Annotated in this window: 14 protein-coding genes, 1 tRNA gene and 4 pseudogenes; 14 read left to right on the forward strand and 5 right to left on the reverse strand. The window is 70.2% G+C overall.

Going from position 1 to position 14,398, the window contains the following annotated elements; all coding sequences use genetic code 11:
* The first annotated feature begins 113 nt into the window (after positions 1-113).
* The 6 genes from galU to glpR all read left to right on the forward strand — a co-directional run bounded on the left by galU (position 114) and on the right by glpR (position 5,382).
* Complete coding sequence (gene galU, locus ACFY7C_RS33590; protein WP_389658300.1) at positions 114-1,013, forward strand: UTP--glucose-1-phosphate uridylyltransferase GalU; 900 nt, start codon at positions 114-116, stop codon at positions 1,011-1,013.
* Positions 1,014-1,017: 4 nt separating this feature from the next.
* Entirely contained in the window at positions 1,018-2,421 is a 1,404-nt protein-coding gene (gene glp, locus ACFY7C_RS33595) for a gephyrin-like molybdotransferase Glp (RefSeq protein WP_389658304.1), read from the forward strand.
* 57 nt (positions 2,422-2,478) lie between these two features.
* A complete protein-coding gene (gene moaC, locus ACFY7C_RS33600; protein ID WP_389658306.1) occupies positions 2,479-2,964 on the forward strand; it encodes a cyclic pyranopterin monophosphate synthase MoaC in 486 nt (161 codons plus the stop codon).
* On the forward strand, positions 2,961-3,557 hold the full coding sequence (locus ACFY7C_RS33605) for a molybdenum cofactor biosynthesis protein B (protein ID WP_389658308.1): 597 nt from the start codon (positions 2,961-2,963) through the stop codon (positions 3,555-3,557). The genes moaC and ACFY7C_RS33605 overlap by 4 nt, the downstream gene beginning before the upstream one ends.
* Positions 3,554-4,177: a GNAT family N-acetyltransferase gene (locus ACFY7C_RS33610; protein ID WP_389658311.1), complete on the forward strand. Its 624-nt coding sequence runs from the start codon at positions 3,554-3,556 to the stop codon at positions 4,175-4,177. The genes ACFY7C_RS33605 and ACFY7C_RS33610 overlap by 4 nt, the downstream gene beginning before the upstream one ends.
* 152 nt (positions 4,178-4,329) lie before the next feature.
* Positions 4,330-5,382 carry a gephyrin-like molybdotransferase receptor GlpR gene (gene glpR / locus ACFY7C_RS33615; RefSeq protein WP_389658314.1) on the forward strand — a complete coding sequence of 351 codons (1,053 nt, stop codon included), beginning with the start codon at positions 4,330-4,332 and terminating at the stop codon, positions 5,380-5,382.
* Between the two features lie 37 nt (positions 5,383-5,419).
* Here the strand turns inward: glpR and ACFY7C_RS33620 are convergent, their stop codons facing one another.
* The 3 genes and pseudogenes from ACFY7C_RS33620 to ACFY7C_RS33630 all read right to left on the reverse strand — a co-directional run.
* Entirely contained in the window at positions 5,420-5,836 is a 417-nt protein-coding gene (locus ACFY7C_RS33620) for a hypothetical protein (RefSeq protein WP_389658317.1), read from the reverse strand.
* Positions 5,833-6,666, reverse strand: a complete 834-nt coding sequence (locus tag ACFY7C_RS33625) for a transposase (protein WP_389658792.1) — start codon at positions 6,664-6,666, stop codon at positions 5,833-5,835. Before ACFY7C_RS33625 ends, ACFY7C_RS33620 begins: the two co-directional genes overlap by 4 nt.
* Before the next feature lie 17 nt (positions 6,667-6,683).
* Positions 6,684-6,803, reverse strand: a pseudogene (locus tag ACFY7C_RS33630) (hypothetical protein); the annotation flags it as partial.
* A gap of 124 nt (positions 6,804-6,927) precedes the next feature.
* On the opposite strand from ACFY7C_RS33630, the gene ACFY7C_RS33635 reads away from it, so the two are divergent.
* The 7 genes and pseudogenes from ACFY7C_RS33635 to ACFY7C_RS33665 all read left to right on the forward strand — a co-directional run bounded on the left by ACFY7C_RS33635 (position 6,928) and on the right by ACFY7C_RS33665 (position 11,751).
* Positions 6,928-7,001 (forward strand) — tRNA-Ala (locus ACFY7C_RS33635).
* Positions 7,002-7,367: 366 nt separating this feature from the next.
* A pseudogene (locus ACFY7C_RS33640) lies at positions 7,368-8,045 on the forward strand (helix-turn-helix domain-containing protein); the annotation flags it as partial.
* Between the two features lie 131 nt (positions 8,046-8,176).
* Positions 8,177-8,260: pseudogene (locus ACFY7C_RS33645) on the forward strand (hypothetical protein); the annotation flags it as partial.
* Positions 8,261-8,392: 132 nt separating this feature from the next.
* A pseudogene (locus ACFY7C_RS33650) lies at positions 8,393-9,174 on the forward strand (IS5 family transposase).
* 118 nt (positions 9,175-9,292) lie between these two features.
* The gene (locus tag ACFY7C_RS33655; RefSeq protein ID WP_389658320.1) at positions 9,293-9,766 is read left to right on the forward strand and encodes a hypothetical protein; all 474 of its coding nucleotides are present in this window, start codon (positions 9,293-9,295) and stop codon (positions 9,764-9,766) included.
* Between the two features lie 12 nt (positions 9,767-9,778).
* On the forward strand, positions 9,779-11,224 hold the full coding sequence (locus ACFY7C_RS33660) for a hypothetical protein (RefSeq protein ID WP_389658323.1): 1,446 nt from the start codon (positions 9,779-9,781) through the stop codon (positions 11,222-11,224).
* The gene (locus ACFY7C_RS33665; RefSeq protein WP_389658326.1) at positions 11,221-11,751 is read left to right on the forward strand and encodes a hypothetical protein; all 531 of its coding nucleotides are present in this window, start codon (positions 11,221-11,223) and stop codon (positions 11,749-11,751) included. Before ACFY7C_RS33660 ends, ACFY7C_RS33665 begins: the two co-directional genes overlap by 4 nt.
* Before the next feature lie 94 nt (positions 11,752-11,845).
* Here ACFY7C_RS33665 and ACFY7C_RS33670 read toward each other — a convergent pair whose 3' ends face one another.
* Both ACFY7C_RS33670 and ACFY7C_RS33675 read right to left on the reverse strand, forming a co-directional pair.
* Complete coding sequence (locus tag ACFY7C_RS33670) at positions 11,846-12,832, reverse strand: trypsin-like serine peptidase (protein WP_389658329.1); 987 nt, start codon at positions 12,830-12,832, stop codon at positions 11,846-11,848.
* A 186-nt stretch (positions 12,833-13,018) separates the two neighbouring features.
* On the reverse strand, positions 13,019-13,510 hold the full coding sequence (locus ACFY7C_RS33675; RefSeq protein ID WP_389658332.1) for a GNAT family N-acetyltransferase: 492 nt from the start codon (positions 13,508-13,510) through the stop codon (positions 13,019-13,021).
* A 49-nt stretch (positions 13,511-13,559) separates the two neighbouring features.
* On the opposite strand from ACFY7C_RS33675, the gene ACFY7C_RS33680 reads away from it, so the two are divergent.
* Positions 13,560-14,375 carry an exodeoxyribonuclease III gene (locus tag ACFY7C_RS33680; RefSeq protein WP_389658335.1) on the forward strand — a complete coding sequence of 272 codons (816 nt, stop codon included), beginning with the start codon at positions 13,560-13,562 and terminating at the stop codon, positions 14,373-14,375.
* Positions 14,376-14,398 lie beyond the last annotated feature (23 nt).

A 14,398-nucleotide genomic window follows, 5' to 3' on the forward strand; every position in this document is an offset into this window, starting at 1 on the left:
ATTCCTCCGGTATCGGGCGGGAGCGGTACGGGACCGGAGAAGCCGCGGGATTCATGGCCACCCCACAGCTTTCCCCGTATTCCTTCCCATACCGAACGGCTAGGGTGCTCCGCATGACTCAGACGCCGTCCCTCACCAAGGCTGTCATCCCCGCGGCCGGCCTCGGCACCCGGTTCCTGCCGGCCACCAAGGCGACGCCCAAGGAGATGCTGCCGGTCGTCGACAAGCCGGCGATCCAGTACGTCGTCGAGGAGGCCGTCGCCGCCGGGCTCTCCGACGTCCTGATGATCACCGGCCGCAACAAGCGTCCGCTCGAGGACCACTTCGACCGGAACTACGAGCTGGAGGAGGCGCTGGTCCGCAAGGGCGACGACGAACGCCTCGCCAAGGTCCGGGAGTCCAACGACCTGGCCACCATGCACTACGTCCGCCAGGGCGCCCCGCGCGGCCTCGGCCACGCCGTCCTCTGCGCCGCCCCGCACGTCGGCGACGAGCCCTTCGCGGTGCTCCTCGGCGACGACCTGATCGACCCGCGCGACCCGCTGCTCGCCCGCATGGTCGAGGTGCGTGAACGGTTCGGCGGCAGCGTGATCGCGCTCATGGAGGTCGAGCCCTCCCAGATCCACCTCTACGGCTGCGCCGCCGTCGGCCCGACCGCCGAGTCGGACGTGGTGAAGGTGACGGGCCTGGTGGAGAAGCCCGAGGCGGCCGAGGCGCCCAGCAACCTCGCCATCATCGGCCGCTACGTCCTCGACCCGGCCGTCTTCGCCATACTGCGGGAGACCGAGCCGGGCCGCGGCGGCGAGATCCAGCTGACCGACGCCTTGCAGAAGCTTGTCCAGGACGAGCGGGCCGGCGGCCCCGTCCACGGTGTCGTCTTCAAGGGGCGCCGCTACGACACCGGCGACCGTGCCGACTATCTGCGTGCCATTGTCAGACTGGCGTGCGAACGTGAAGACCTGGGGCCGGACTTCCGGACCTGGCTCCGCAGTTATGTCAGCGAGGGGATGTAGCACCTTGAGCAGCAGCGGTACGGCACCGTCGGACCACGGCCACACCGGACCGTCGGACCACACGGGACCGTCGGCCCACAGCCACGGCGGCGAGGGGCCCGGCGACCCCTGCGCGGGCCCGGCCCGCGGCCTGTGGTCCGTCGACGAGCACCTCGACGACATCCTGGCCGCGGTCGCCCCGCTCGAACCCATCGAGCTCCAGCTGCCCGACGCCCAGGGCTGCGTCCTCGTCGAGGACGTCACGGTGCCGGTCGCGCTGCCGCCCTTCGACAACAGCTCCATGGACGGGTACGCGGTGCGGGTTGCCGACGTGGCCGGGGCGAGCGAGGAGTTCCCGGCCGTCCTGACCGTGATCGGCGACGTGGCCGCGGGCGCCGGCGGGCTGCCCGAGGTCGGCCCCGGCCAGGCCGCCCGCATCATGACCGGCGCCCCGCTGCCGCCCGGCGCCGAGGCCGTCGTCCCCGTCGAATGGACCGACGGCGGTACGGGGGAGGGCGCGGCCGGCACCATGCGGCCGGCCAGTGCCGCACCCGAGGGCGCGGCCGGCGAGGTCCGCGTCCACCGCCCCGCCGAAGCCCGCGCCCACGTCCGCGCGCGCGGCAGCGACGTCAGGGCGGGCGAGCTCGCCCTCGCGGCCGGCACGGTCCTCGGACCGCCGCAGATCGGCCTGCTCGCCGCGATCGGCCGCGGCACCGTGCGGGTGCGCCCCCGCCCGCGGGTGGTCGTGATCTCCACCGGCAGCGAACTGACCCAGCCCGGCGAGCCTCTGACCGAGGGCCGGATCTACGACTCCAACAGCTTCGCGCTGGCCGCCGCCGCCCGCGACGCCGGAGCCATCGCCTACCGGGTGGGCGCGGTCGCCGACGACGCCGAGTCGCTGCGCGCCGCCATCGAGGACCAGCTGATCCGCGCCGACCTGCTCGTCACCACGGGCGGCGTCAGCGTCGGGGCGTACGACGTGGTGAAGGAGGCACTGACGGCGGACGGCGAGGTCGACTTCCGCAAGCTGGCGATGCAGCCGGGCAAGCCGCAGGGCTTCGGCATGATCGGCCCCGACCACACCCCGTTGCTCGCCCTGCCGGGCAATCCGGTCTCCTCCTACGTGTCCTTCGAGCTCTTCGTGCGCCCCGCGATCCGTGCCCTGATGGGCCTCGCCGACCGGCCCGACACCCAGCGGCCCCGGGTCCGCGCGGTGCTCAAGGCCGACCGGGCGCTGTCCTCGCCGGCCGGCCGGCGCCAGTTCCTGCGCGGGACGTACGACGCCGAATCGGGCACCGTCACCCCTGTGGGCGGCTCCGGATCCCACCTGATCGCGGCGCTCGCCCACGCGGACGCGCTGCTCGTCGTACCGGAGGAGGCGACCGGGGTGGAGCCCGGCACGGAGCTGGAAGTGGTCCTCCTCGGCTGAGGGGGCCATGGTGGGGGTACGGTGTCGTCCCACACAGCGACCGGGAGTGTCACCGCCATGAGCACGCAGCAAGGACTCACCCACATCGACGAGGCGGGGGCGGCCCGCATGGTCGACGTCTCCGGGAAGGACGTCACGGCCCGTACCGCCCGCGCCAGCGGCCGCGTCCTGGTCTCGCCGCGCGTGATCGAGCTGCTGCGCGGCGAGGGCGTGCCGAAGGGCGACGCGCTCGCCACCGCGCGTATCGCCGGGATCATGGGCGCAAAGAAGACCCCGGACCTGATCCCGCTCTGCCACCCGCTCGCGGTCTCCGGCGTCACGCTGGACCTGACGGTCGCGGACGACGCGGTGGAGATCCTCGCGACGGTGAAGACCACGGACCGCACGGGCGTGGAGATGGAGGCCCTGACGGCCGTGACGGTGGCGGCGCTGACCGTCGTCGACATGGTGAAGGCGGTCGACAAGGGCGCGGTCATCTCCGACGTACGGGTGGAGGAGAAGACCGGCGGCAAGTCCGGCGACTGGACGCGGAGCGCGTCGTGACGCGGGCGGGGAAGGTCGCCGGGGCGCACGACCACGAGGTGCGGGCTCCCGCAGCGCCCGGTCACGCCCCCGAGCGCCCGGCGGGCGCCCCGTACTCCGCCCTCGTCGTCACCGCCTCCAACCGGGCGGCCGCCGGTGTCTACGAGGACAAGGGCGGCCCGTTGATCGCCGAGGCGCTGCGCGGCACGGGCTTCACCGTGGACGGCCCTCAGGTCGTCCCGGACGGGGCGCCGGTCGAGGCGGCGCTGCGCGCCGGGGTCGCGGCCGGGTACGACGTGATCGTCACCACCGGCGGTACGGGCATCTCGCCCACCGACGAGACCCCCGAGGTCACCCGGCGCGTCCTCGACCGGGAGATCCCCGGCATCCCGGAGGCGATCCGCGCGTACGGCCGGGAGAAGGTGCCCACGGCGGCGCTCTCGCGCGGTCTCGCCGGGGTCGCGCGGGGCACCCTGATCGTGAACCTGCCCGGTTCGACGGGCGGGGTCCGCGACGGGCTCGCGGTCCTCGAACCGCTGCTGCGGCACGCCGTCGACCAGATCCGTGGCGGTGATCACCCGAGACCCGCGCCGGAAGCGGGCCCGGCGTCATGATCCCGTCCTGGCCCGTGGTCCTGGCGGACGGAGACGTGCTGCTCCGCCCGATAAAGATGCGCGACCAGCGGGCCTGGCGCGAGGTGAACCGGCGCAACCGCGAGTGGCTGCGCCCGTGGGAGGCGACGGTCCCGCCGCCCGCGCCCGGCGGTCCGGTGGCGCAGCGCCCCACGTACCGTCAGATGGTGCGCCATCTGCGGGCGGAGGCGAACGCGGGCCGGATGCTGCCGTTCGTGATCGAGTACCAGGGGCGTCTGGTCGGGCAGTTGACGGTGGCGGGGATCACCTGGGGCTCGATGTGCTCGGGCCATGTGGGCTATTGGGTGGACAGCGAGGTGGCCGGGCGGGGTGTGATGCCGACGGCGGTCGCCCTCGCCGTCGACCACTGCTTCCGCAACGTCGGACTGCACCGGATGGAAGTCTGCATTCGCCCGGAGAACGGTCCCTCGCGACGGGTCGTGGAGAAATTGGGATTCCGGGAGGAGGGGCTGCGACCCCGGTACCTCCACATCGACGGTGCCTGGCGTGACCATCTGGTCTTCGCGCTGACGGCGGAGGAGGTGCCGGAGGGGCTGGTGCGCCGCTGGCACCAGGCGCGTCGCCAGCACCCCGCCACCTGAACGCTTATTCCCATAAGTGTTCGAATTAAATCGGCAGTCGGCCCCAATCGATCTGAACAATCACAAAAAAGTTCAGTGATATCAGCCAGATCGTGCGACACACCGGGCCAATTGGCCGATGCCCTCACCCGAACCCCTCTACCGTGTGAGGCGTGAGCAGCAGCGGCCTCATCTACGCAGTCATCGTCGGGGCCTGGGCCGCCTACTTGGTGCCGATGTGGCTCCGCAGGCAGGACGAGCTGAACGAGGCCCGTCCGACGGAACGCTTCAGCACCGCCATCCGGCTGCTGTCCGGACGGGCGGGCATGGAGCGCCGTTACGCCAAGGAGCTCAGGGACCGGGACCGTGCGGCGGACGACGCGGCGCCCGACGTGGACCCGGACGCGGAGACGGAGCAACTGAGCTCGGTCGACGTCCGGGACTTCTGCGCGCCCGCGGCCAGGACGGAAGCCCGACTGGAGCTCCCCGATCCGGCCCCGGCGCCCCCGGCGCCCGCCCCGGCTCCCGCGCCCGCGCGGCGCGGGTCCAGCGCGGCGGCCGAACGCGCCCGCAGAGGAAAGGTCCTCGCCCGGCGCCGGCGCACCACCGTGATCCTCTTCCTCGCCTTCACCCTCGGCGCGGTCGTCGCCGCCGTCGGCGGTCTCGCCTTCCTGTGGGCCCCGGCCGTCCCGGCCGTGCTCCTGAGCGCGTACATCGTCTACCTCCGCGTCCAGGAGCGGCGGCGCTTCGTCTACGTGATGGACCGCCGCAACGCCGAGGCCGCCGCGGCCCGGCTGCGCGAGAGCCGCCGCCCCGCCCCGACGGCCGAACCGGAGCCCGCAGCCCCGGCCCCCGCGCCCACCCCGACGGTCTCCCCCCAGGAGGCGGACCGCCGCGCCCTGGTGGAGCAGACCGACCACGCCGAGTGGGTGGACCAGCAGCGCGACCGCGGCCCCGCCCGCGGCGACAGCTGGGACCCGGTCCCGGTCCCCCTCCCCACCTACGTCACGGCGCCGGTCGCCCCGCGCGCCTCGGGCGGCGTCGACATCACGGACCCGGAGACCTGGAGCTCGGCCCGCTCTTCCACGGCGGCCGACCCGACCCCACCCCCCGCCCCGGCCCCCCGCCAGCGCACCACCCCGCCCCGCCCCCGCCGCGACCACGGCCGCACCCCCCTCTTCGACCAGTACGCGGACGACGACCGCCCCCGCGCGGCCAACGAGTGACGGCCGCCGGGGGCCCGCGACGGCCGATGCAGTTGCCTTAGGGCTCGCCCAACGAGTCAGACGCGATCGTGCTGTCCCGGAAGGACTGGAAGGCGTTCCAGCTGGCCTGGGCATCGTCCGCGAGCAGCTCACCAGTCGAGCAGTCGAAGGGGCGGCAGCCAAGGGCTCTGGAGATGTGGAAGATCACGGGCAGCACGTCGTCCTCCCCGCCCCGGACATGGAGCATGACCGACTCGACGGGGTCGTGCTCGCCGATGCCGAGTTCGATCACCCAGGTCGGACCGAGCAACTCGCCCCACGTGGGATCGGTCAGGTCCACCGCGCCCACAGCTGACCTGAGGGCCTTGTGGACGCTGGACCGGCTTCCGATGGGAGGCGGCTCGTGATCGGCTGGAAGGTCGTCGATCGACGTGACGTCCGCAGGCAGCGGCAGCAGAAGAATGTCCCAGCTCATAGCGCTCCCAACCCGAATTTCACGAGAAACGCTATCCGCTGATGTGCTGGCCTTCCGGCCCTGCGGGTGCTCTTCGGCTTCGCGGTCGGGTTGTGGGCCCAGCGGCCGGGCTGGACCGTGCCGCGTCTGGCACGGGTCCTCAGCACAGGCCAACGGTTCGGTTTCTTGATCGCGCGTGGACAGTCCCGGTTGCGCCGGTCCGGGAGGAGGCGTGCACGTGCCTCTCGCCCGGCCTCGGTGAAGGAGCGGGTGAGCTTGGTGGCGGTCGATCCGAGTTGGGACGGGATGCTGCGGCGGATGATGCGGACGCACTTCAGGTAGGAGACACGGTCGGCGTCCACGGTCGGGCGGGCGAGCGCGGCTGTGTGGGCGAACTGGCGGATCGCGTGATGGACCGCGAGGTAGGCCCATAGTTCCTGCCGGACACCCTCTGGGGTCCGCGACCTGATCGGCCCGCCGGGACCGAGGTGGTTCTTGATCTCGTCGAAGGCGAGCTCGATCTCCCAGCGTTCCCGGTAGAGCGCGACCAGCTCGGCGGCCGGGTACGGCTCGGGATCCAGCAGCGTTGTGCCCAGGTGGACGACCTTGTCGCCCTTCGCGAAGGTGATGACGCGGTAGATCACGTGCCGGGGCAGCGTTCGGCCTTCCCGCGCGGCTCGGAGCCGGACCTTCTTTCCCGGTCGAGCCATCGACAGATACGAGCCGTCCGAAAGCTCTCCCTGGACAGTGCCGAGGTGGTTGGACTGGAGCCTGACCAGTAGATCCGCGCCGGCCGCGGTGAAGACGTGAGCGAACTCGACCGACCAGAAGCCGCGGTCGGCGATGACCAGGTCGCCGGGGCCGGCAGAAGACGGCGGCGCCGCTCGGCCCGGTCGTGCTTGGCTATCGCCGCGTCCACCAGTTCGGCGGTGAACACCTTCGTCAGGATCCCGATCCGCACCCGCCGGCCCGCGCCCCACCCCGTCACACGCGGGGCAACGATCCCCGCGACTCAAAGGCAACTGCATTGGCCCGCGACGGCCCCGGCTGACCTGCGGGGGAGCGGATTTCCAACTTCGCCGGTGGGGATGCTAATGTTTCACACGTCGCAAGGGCCTGTGGCGCAGTCTGGTAGCGCACCTCGTTCGCATCGAGGGGGTCTGGGGTTCAAATCCCCACAGGTCCACAGACAAGCGCTCTGGGGTCAGCCCGAGAGCGCCGACTTTCCCGCCCAATCATGTATTGGGCGGGATTTCGTCGTTTGAGACGGGCATTCAACCGTCTGATGTGTGGCATGCCACCGCGTCGGATCTCGCGCCCCGACGATCGAGCCCGCGCTCGCCGCCGTCCAGGGCCTGGGCCGGCGCCCGAAGGGGCCCCGGGAAGGCGAAGCCCTAGGTATAAAACTGCCGGACGTTGTTGACACTCCGGGTCTCCGGCCACTACGGAGATCTGCCGTGCCCCCTTCGCTGCAACAGCAGCAGGACCCCGCCAGGCACAGCACCGCCTGGCGGTCCTGCGCCACGCCGAGGAAGTCACCGGCAACGTCGCGCTGACCTGCCGCTACTACGGCATCAGCCGGACCTGTTTCTACAAGTGGCTGCGTCGGTACCAGGACGAAGGCCTTGAGGGCCTGCGGGACCGCTCCAGCAAGCCCCATCACTGCCCCCACGCCACCCAGGCCGACGTCGCCAACAAGATCGTCTACCTGCGGCGGCACTACCACTTCGGCCCGATGAAGATCCAGATGTACCTCAAGCGGTACCACGACATCGACATCGCCTGCTCCGCCGTCTACCGCATCCTCAAGAAGCTCGGCATGAACCGCCTGCCGGCCTCCCAGCGCTACAAGCGGCACGACAAGCGCTACACCCGCTACGAGAAGCAGCTGCCCGGCAACCGAGTCCAGATTGACGTCAAGTTCATCGAACCGATCGGCCTGCCGGTGCAGGCCCCGGCCGCAGCGCCGGTGACCGGAACCCTGCCGAAACAACGACGCCGGGCGAAGTACTACCAGTTCACCGCCATCGACGACTGCACCCGGCTGCGAGTACTCCGGATCTACCCGCGCTGCGACCAGAAGACTGCCGTCCAGTTCCTCGACTATGTCCTGGAGCGCCTGCCGTTCCGCGTCGAGGTGATCCAGACCGACAACGGAGCAGAATTCCAGTCGGCCTTCCACTGGAACGTCCTCGGCAAAGGCATCGCCCACACCTACATCAAACCCGCATCACCGCACCTCAACGGCAAGGTCGAACGCTCCCACCGGATTGACGCCGATGAGTTCTACCGCATGCTCGACGGCGTCGTCATCGATGACACCGGCGTCTTCAACGACAGCTCCGCGAGTGGGAGGACTACTACAACTACCATCGCCCCCACGGCGCCCTCGGCGGCCAGACGCCCTACGAACGCCTCAAGCAGAAGACCCAGGCCCAGGTGTAAGCAAGCTCCGGCAGATGCACACCTAGGCCGTGTCCGTAAAGTGAGTCGCTCGTTGCTCCGTTCGTGGTGCGTCGACATGAACTGACGGATGAGTCATGGGCGTTGCTCGCTCCGTTGCTTGCGCCGGGTCGGATGGGCCGGCCGGTGCGGGACCGGCGGCAGGTGGTCAACGGGATCTCGTGGAAGCTGTCGACGGGTGCCGCGTGGCGTGACCTGCCGGAGCGTTACGGGCCGTGGAAGACGGTCTACGAACGTTTCCGGCACTGGTCCGCCGACGGCACCTGGGACCGCCTCCTGGCCCATGTCCAGCAGCACTCCGACGCCGTCGGGCAGGTCGACTGGACGATCGTCTGCGTGGACTCGACCACTGTCCGGGCGCATCAGCACGCTGCCGGGGCCCGAAAAGGGGGCCCTGGGAAGGCGAAGCCCTCGGCCGGTCCCGCGGCGGGCTGACCAGCAAGATCCACCTCGCCTGCGACGGACAGGGCCGCCCCCTCGCCTTCACCCTGACCGGCGGGAACGTCAACGACTGCACCCAGTTCGAACCCGTCATGGCCAAGATCCGCATCGCACGGCCGGGCCCGGGCAGGCCCCGGACCCGGCCCGACCGCGTCGTCGCGGACAAGGGCTACTCGGCCCGCAAGATCCGCGCCTACCTCCGCAGGCGCGGTATCGCCGCGGCGATCCCGGAGCGGATCGACCAGATCAACGGACGCATCCGCCGAGGTGAAACGCTCTGCCGCCTCGACCGCACCGCCTACCGGCGGCGCAACGTCATCGAGCGGTGCTTCAGCCGGCTCAAACAGAACCGGGCCCTGGCCACCCGCTACGACAAACGAGCCGTCCACTACCAAGCCATGGCCACCCTCGCCTGCCTAGGGCTCTGGCTCAGCGACTTTCCGGACACCCCCTAGGTGGACCCGCGCTGAGGACAGGTGCGTGGAGGGGACTTTCCGCCTACAAACCGGATCGTCCAAGTCACTTGTCAGCCGGGCCGCTAAGTCTGACATGGAGAAGTGGTGCAATGGCGGGATGGCATGGGACGAATGGCAGAAGGCGAAAGAGAACGTGGCCGCCCGACGGCAATCCTTGATGCGACTCAACCAGCTGTCGGGGCCGCCAGGAGGTGAGGAGGGGGCCAACCTCGTCGTGAACCAGGACGACCTCGGCGCTGTCGGCCATGAGGCTTTCCTCCTGCACAGCCAGTTACAGAAGGAGTCCGACATCGTCGGCGCCGGCGCCGACAAGGAAGGTGTCGGCTCCACCATGCAGGCGGCAACGGCTTTGAAGGGGAGCGGCTTCACCCTTGGCGGTGAGCTGGCGACGACGGTGTCTGTGTGGACCGCACAGGTCAAGAGCGTCCTTCAGGCCTGCGCGCACATTTCCAACCACTTGGATTACTCGAAGAAGGCACACGCGGAGAATGACGCCGCGATCGCCGCGTCCCTGAGGAACCGGGACGGCTCGGCCGTGTCCGTTTCCCGTCTCAACGAGTACTTCAAGTAGGGAGGAGGGGGTGTGAACTACACGGAGCTCATGGAGGTCGACCTCGGCAAACTCGAGTCGGCGGTAGCTGACTGGAAGAGTGTGGCCGAAAAGATGCAGCGGCTCGGCAGCGAGGCCCGCGACGCCATGAAGGGAAAGGCGGACAAGGCGCGTTGGGAGGGTGTGAACGCGGGCGTGACCCGGGACTTCGTCGGTAAGACGGTGAAGGAGTTCGAGGACCTCCACAAAGAGGCGCTCAGCATCTTCAGCGTTCTCGCCGACGCGCACGCCGAGCTGAAGAGCATCCAACAGCAGGCCAGGAAGGTGAGCGCTGAGGCGAAGGAGAAGGGCTTCAGCATCACCGGACGCAAGGACGGGACCGTGCTGATCGCGGATGCTCTCATCTGCGAGGTGGACGGGCCCGGGCAGAGGGAACGCGACATGATGCAGTGGTACGCCGACACGCTGACCGGGATCGTGAGCCACGCCGCTGAAGTGGACGCAGCCGCGGTACGGGCACTGCGCGCGAGCCATGGCGGTGATCCGACCAATGCCGGCCACGCGTCGTACACCTCGCTCGACGAGGACATGCTGCCTCGCGCTCAGAACCTGGCCGGTCTGGGAGAAGGCGCCGACGACAAGCAGCGCGCAGAGCTGCGACGGCTGTGGCATTCCCTGAGCCCCGAGGCGAGGGCGGAGCTCTGGACGAAGCACAAGGACGACTTGTTGGCGGCCGGTCTGTTGACCCCCTCGGTCAAGCGCGTGGCCGCTGATGACGGAGCAGGACCGTACGACGTCGCTTCACCCGGGTTCGGGGACTACTGGAAGGAGTTCCAGGCCAACGGCATCTCCAACAGCGGTGACTTCATCGGCAAGACGGATGCCGCCTGGCATATGGATCACTACCTGAACGGAACAGGAAAGAGCATTGACCTGGATGTCGACAGGATGCTGAGCGACGAGGACGATGCGGTCCTGCGTGACGCCTCATCGGTGACGCTCGCCAGACATGAGGAGGAATGGACGCGCCAGGCACTGGACGCGTTCGCCCGGTCAGGTGGCCAACCCGTCGCGATTCCCGTGGAGACTGCGGGCGAGGGGTACACGCACGACAAGGGCCCGGACGGAACCGCCAACTGGTATTTGGCCGTGGGCAGCGCCATGACGAATACGACGGGTGTCGTGACGGTGGTGCCGGGCACGGACGGCAAGCCGCAGGTCAGCATCGACTATCAGGTCAATGTCTGGGACCGGTACAACTGGGACCCGGGGAAGGTCACGCCCATCGGTCCGACCACGGTGACCGACGCCGACATGGCCCGAATGCACACCACGGGACTGGCCCGGGAATTCGACATGAGGGGAAGTAGCTCGGTGCAGCAGCACGATATGAGTTCGGGCGGTGCCTGGCCCGGTCCGAAGGAGCCTGGGCGGGACGGAACGCGAACCGACATCGGGCGTAATGGGGACGCCCGGTGAAGGGGAAGAAACAGAACGGCTGGCGTCCGGCGCTGGTCGGTGGAGTGGCCGCGCTCATCGGGCTGGTGGCCGGGTGCTCGGGGGCGGCGGGGAACGGGGCTCCTGGGGCGGGCCGCTCGGTGGAGCAGGTGGCGCACTGGGCGGACGGGGCAACCGTGGAGTCGGTCGCCGAGACGTTGCGGGTGCGGGTCCCCTCGACGGCGGTCGAGGTGAAGGCGGCACACTGGGAGGGCCTCCAGGACGACGGCCTCATCTTGGCGTTCGTCCTCCCCACAGGCGAAGTGGACCCGTTCATCGCGCAGCTGAAGCCGGAGGCGCCGCTCACCCTGAGGGAACGGCCACTGGCCCGCAACACGAACCCGTCGACGCCGTTCTCCCACCTGGGGGTGCCGGAGCCCGATCTGTTGGCGAAGGTCCGCGAGGGCCAGGTGTGCGCGCCGTGCGACGGTGACCTCAACTGGATGAAGGTCGCGGTCGCTCGGGTCGATGAACGTACCAGCAGGGTCTATCTCAGCGGCGTCGACTGACGAAAGCCGCGCCCCGGCGGCGAGTGCTCCGGAGCGCGGCTGCATTGCGAAGGCGACGACCGGTCAGGACGCCAGGCCGTCAGTGGTCAGGTCGTCAGGACGCCTGGGCCTTGTTGTAGAGGTTCTGGGCGTCGTTGCCGAAGTACGGGCCGAACATGCGGTTCGGGAGGAAGGTGTAGCCGAAGCTGTTCACCGAGACCTGGAGGCCCGTGCCCGTCGCCTCGCTGAAGGAGGTGAACCAGGGGCCGCCGCTGGAGCCGCCGGTCATGTTGCAGGCGAGGCCGTGGTCCTGGGAGAAGAGGAAGTCCTTGGAGGAGTTCCCCGAGCAGTAGACGAGCTTCGAGCCGTCGTAGGGGGAGGCCGCCGGGAAGCCGAAGGCGTACATCGCCTTGTTGTAGCCGCCGTTGAACTGGATCCCCTGGGCGCCGGTGACCGAGGTGAGGGTCCGGCCGTCGAGCGGGGCGACGACGGCCGCGGCGACGTCGTAGTTGATGTCCTCGCTCGCCTCCCACTGCGGCGTGGTGAGCGTCTTCGTCGCCGTCCACTGGCCGTACGGGGCGCTGCCGTTGGCGTACGCGGGGACGAAGACCCAGTTGGTGTGCCAGGAGCCCTGGTACTTCACGCAGTGGCCGGCGGTGATGACCGTGCTGGCGTTCTGGCTGGTGACCGCGTTGCCGGAGCAGGAGGCGGTGCGGCCCTGGAAGGTGAAGAAGACGCGGCCGGAGGTCTTCACCACCGCGCCGCCGCCCGTCCACGCGCCGCCCGCCTGCGGGAACGCGGTGGGGGACACGGCCGAGGGGGACGCGGCGGCCGTCGACGACGTGGTCGTCGGGGCGATCGTCGTCGGGGTGGCCGAGCGGGCGACCTGACGCAGGGCGCGGGGGTCGGCCGTCAGGTCGAGCGGGGTGGCCGACCGCATCCGGTCGGGGGTCCAGAAGGTCGCGGCCCGGCGCTGGTCGGCGGCGGTGAACGAGTGGCCGGCCGGGCCGGCCGCCTGGGCCGTCCCCGTGGTCGTCAGTGCGCCGGCGAACAGGGCGCCGACGGACAACAGGACGGCTGTGGCGATGCGATGGCGTCTCACGCAGGTCTCCTTCTGCCTGGGGCAGGTGGGGGAACGAGAACGGTGCGGATCGACGTGCGTGAGGCAGCGTGCCAGAGCGGGACGGATTTGTCAGGAGCGCGTCACGGGGAGAGTGTCATGGGGCATTCGGCGGAGAGGCGCCCGGGGACGCCCGGATGCGCCCCGCCGAGGCCCCCGCGATGTCGCTCAGAGGGCCTTCGCGAAGCAGCGGCTGTTCTTGTACTCGCGGTAGTAGCCGAACTTCGTGCAGAGCTCGTAGCCGCAGGAGGTGTACAGCGCGATCGCCTCCGGCTGCGCCGTGCCCGTCTCCAGGACCATGCGGACCCGGCCCGCGGCCCGGGCGTCGGCCTCCAGGACGGCCAGGATGCGGCGGGCCAGGCCCAGGCCGCGGGCCTCGGGGACCACGTACATGCGCTTCAGCTCGGCGTCGCCGTCCGAGTAGCCCTCGGGGTTGGCGTCCTGGGTGCGCCAGCCGCCCGTGGCCACCGGGCGGCCCAGGGGGTCGTACGCCATGAGGTAGAGGCCCCGCGGCGGGACGAACATCGAGGCGTCCAGGGGTGTGAGATCGCCCTCACCGTCGCCGTCCTCGTCCCCGTAGCGCTCGGCGTATTCGAGCTGGACGGCGTCGTTGAGCTTGACCGCGTCGGGGTGATCGAAGGGCATGGGGCGAATATCCATACCAAGCATCGTACAACTGTGCGATTGCCCGTGTCGGTATTCTCCCGGGATGCTCACTGTGACGTCCGTGAATGTCAATGGTCTCCGAGCCGCCGCCAAGAAGGGCTTCGTCGAGTGGCTGGCAGAGACCTCCGCCGATGTGGTCTGCCTCCAGGAGGTACGTGCCGAGGAGGCGCAGCTGCCGGACGCCGTCCGTGCCCCCGAGGGCTGGTTCACCGCCCACGCGCCCGCCGCCGCCAAGGGCCGCGCCGGCGTCTCGCTCTACACGCGGCGCGAGCCCGACGCCGTACGGATCGGCTTCGGCTCGACGGAGTTCGACGGCACCGGCCGGTACATCGAGGCGGACCTGCCCGGCGTCACCGTCGCCAGCCTCTACCTGCCCTCGGGCGAGGTCGGCACCGAGCGGCAGGACGAGAAGATCCGCTTCATGGACGCCTTCCTGCCGTACCTGAAGGAGCTCAAGGAGCGCGCCGCCGCCGACGGCCGCGAGGTCGTCGTCTGCGGCGACTGGAACATCGCCCACCGCGAGGCCGACCTCAAGAACTGGAAGGCCAACCAGAAGAACGCCGGCTTCCTCCCCGAGGAGCGGGCGTGGCTGGGCCGCGTCCTCGCCGAGGGCGACGGCGGATACGTGGACGTCGTCCGCGCCCTCCACCCCGACCAGGACGGCCCCTACTCCTGGTGGTCCTACCGCGGCCGCGCCTTCGACAACGACAGCGGCTGGCGCATCGACTACCAGATCGCCACGCCCGGCCTCGCCGCCAGGGCCCTCAAGGCGTACGTCGAGCGGGCGGCCACCCACGCCGAGCGCTGGAGCGACCATGCGCCCGTCACCGCCGTCTACCAGCTCGCGCCCGGGCTGTAGCGCCGGAGAGGCCGGGAGGTCCG

The organism is Streptomyces sp. NPDC012769 (genome assembly GCF_042901205.1).
In the GTDB taxonomy this organism is placed as follows: Bacteria; Actinomycetota; Actinomycetes; order Streptomycetales; family Streptomycetaceae; genus Streptomyces.

Excerpts from the sequence above, each read along its gene's own strand:
- galU (WP_389658300.1), top strand. The coding sequence starts at position 114 with ATGACTCAGACGCCGTCCCTCACCAAGGCTGTCATCCCCGCGGCCGGC.
- moaC (WP_389658306.1), top strand. The coding sequence starts at position 2,479 with ATGAGCACGCAGCAAGGACTCACCCACATCGACGAGGCGGGGGCGGCC.
- ACFY7C_RS33610 (WP_389658311.1), top strand. The coding sequence starts at position 3,554 with ATGATCCCGTCCTGGCCCGTGGTCCTGGCGGACGGAGACGTGCTGCTC.
- ACFY7C_RS33620 (WP_389658317.1), bottom strand. The coding sequence starts at position 5,836 with ATGAGCTGGGACATTCTTCTGCTGCCGCTGCCTGCGGACGTCACGTCG.
- ACFY7C_RS33655 (WP_389658320.1), top strand. The coding sequence starts at position 9,293 with ATGGCATGGGACGAATGGCAGAAGGCGAAAGAGAACGTGGCCGCCCGA.
- ACFY7C_RS33675 (WP_389658332.1), bottom strand. The coding sequence starts at position 13,510 with ATGGATATTCGCCCCATGCCCTTCGATCACCCCGACGCGGTCAAGCTC.
- ACFY7C_RS33680 (WP_389658335.1), top strand. The coding sequence starts at position 13,560 with ATGCTCACTGTGACGTCCGTGAATGTCAATGGTCTCCGAGCCGCCGCC.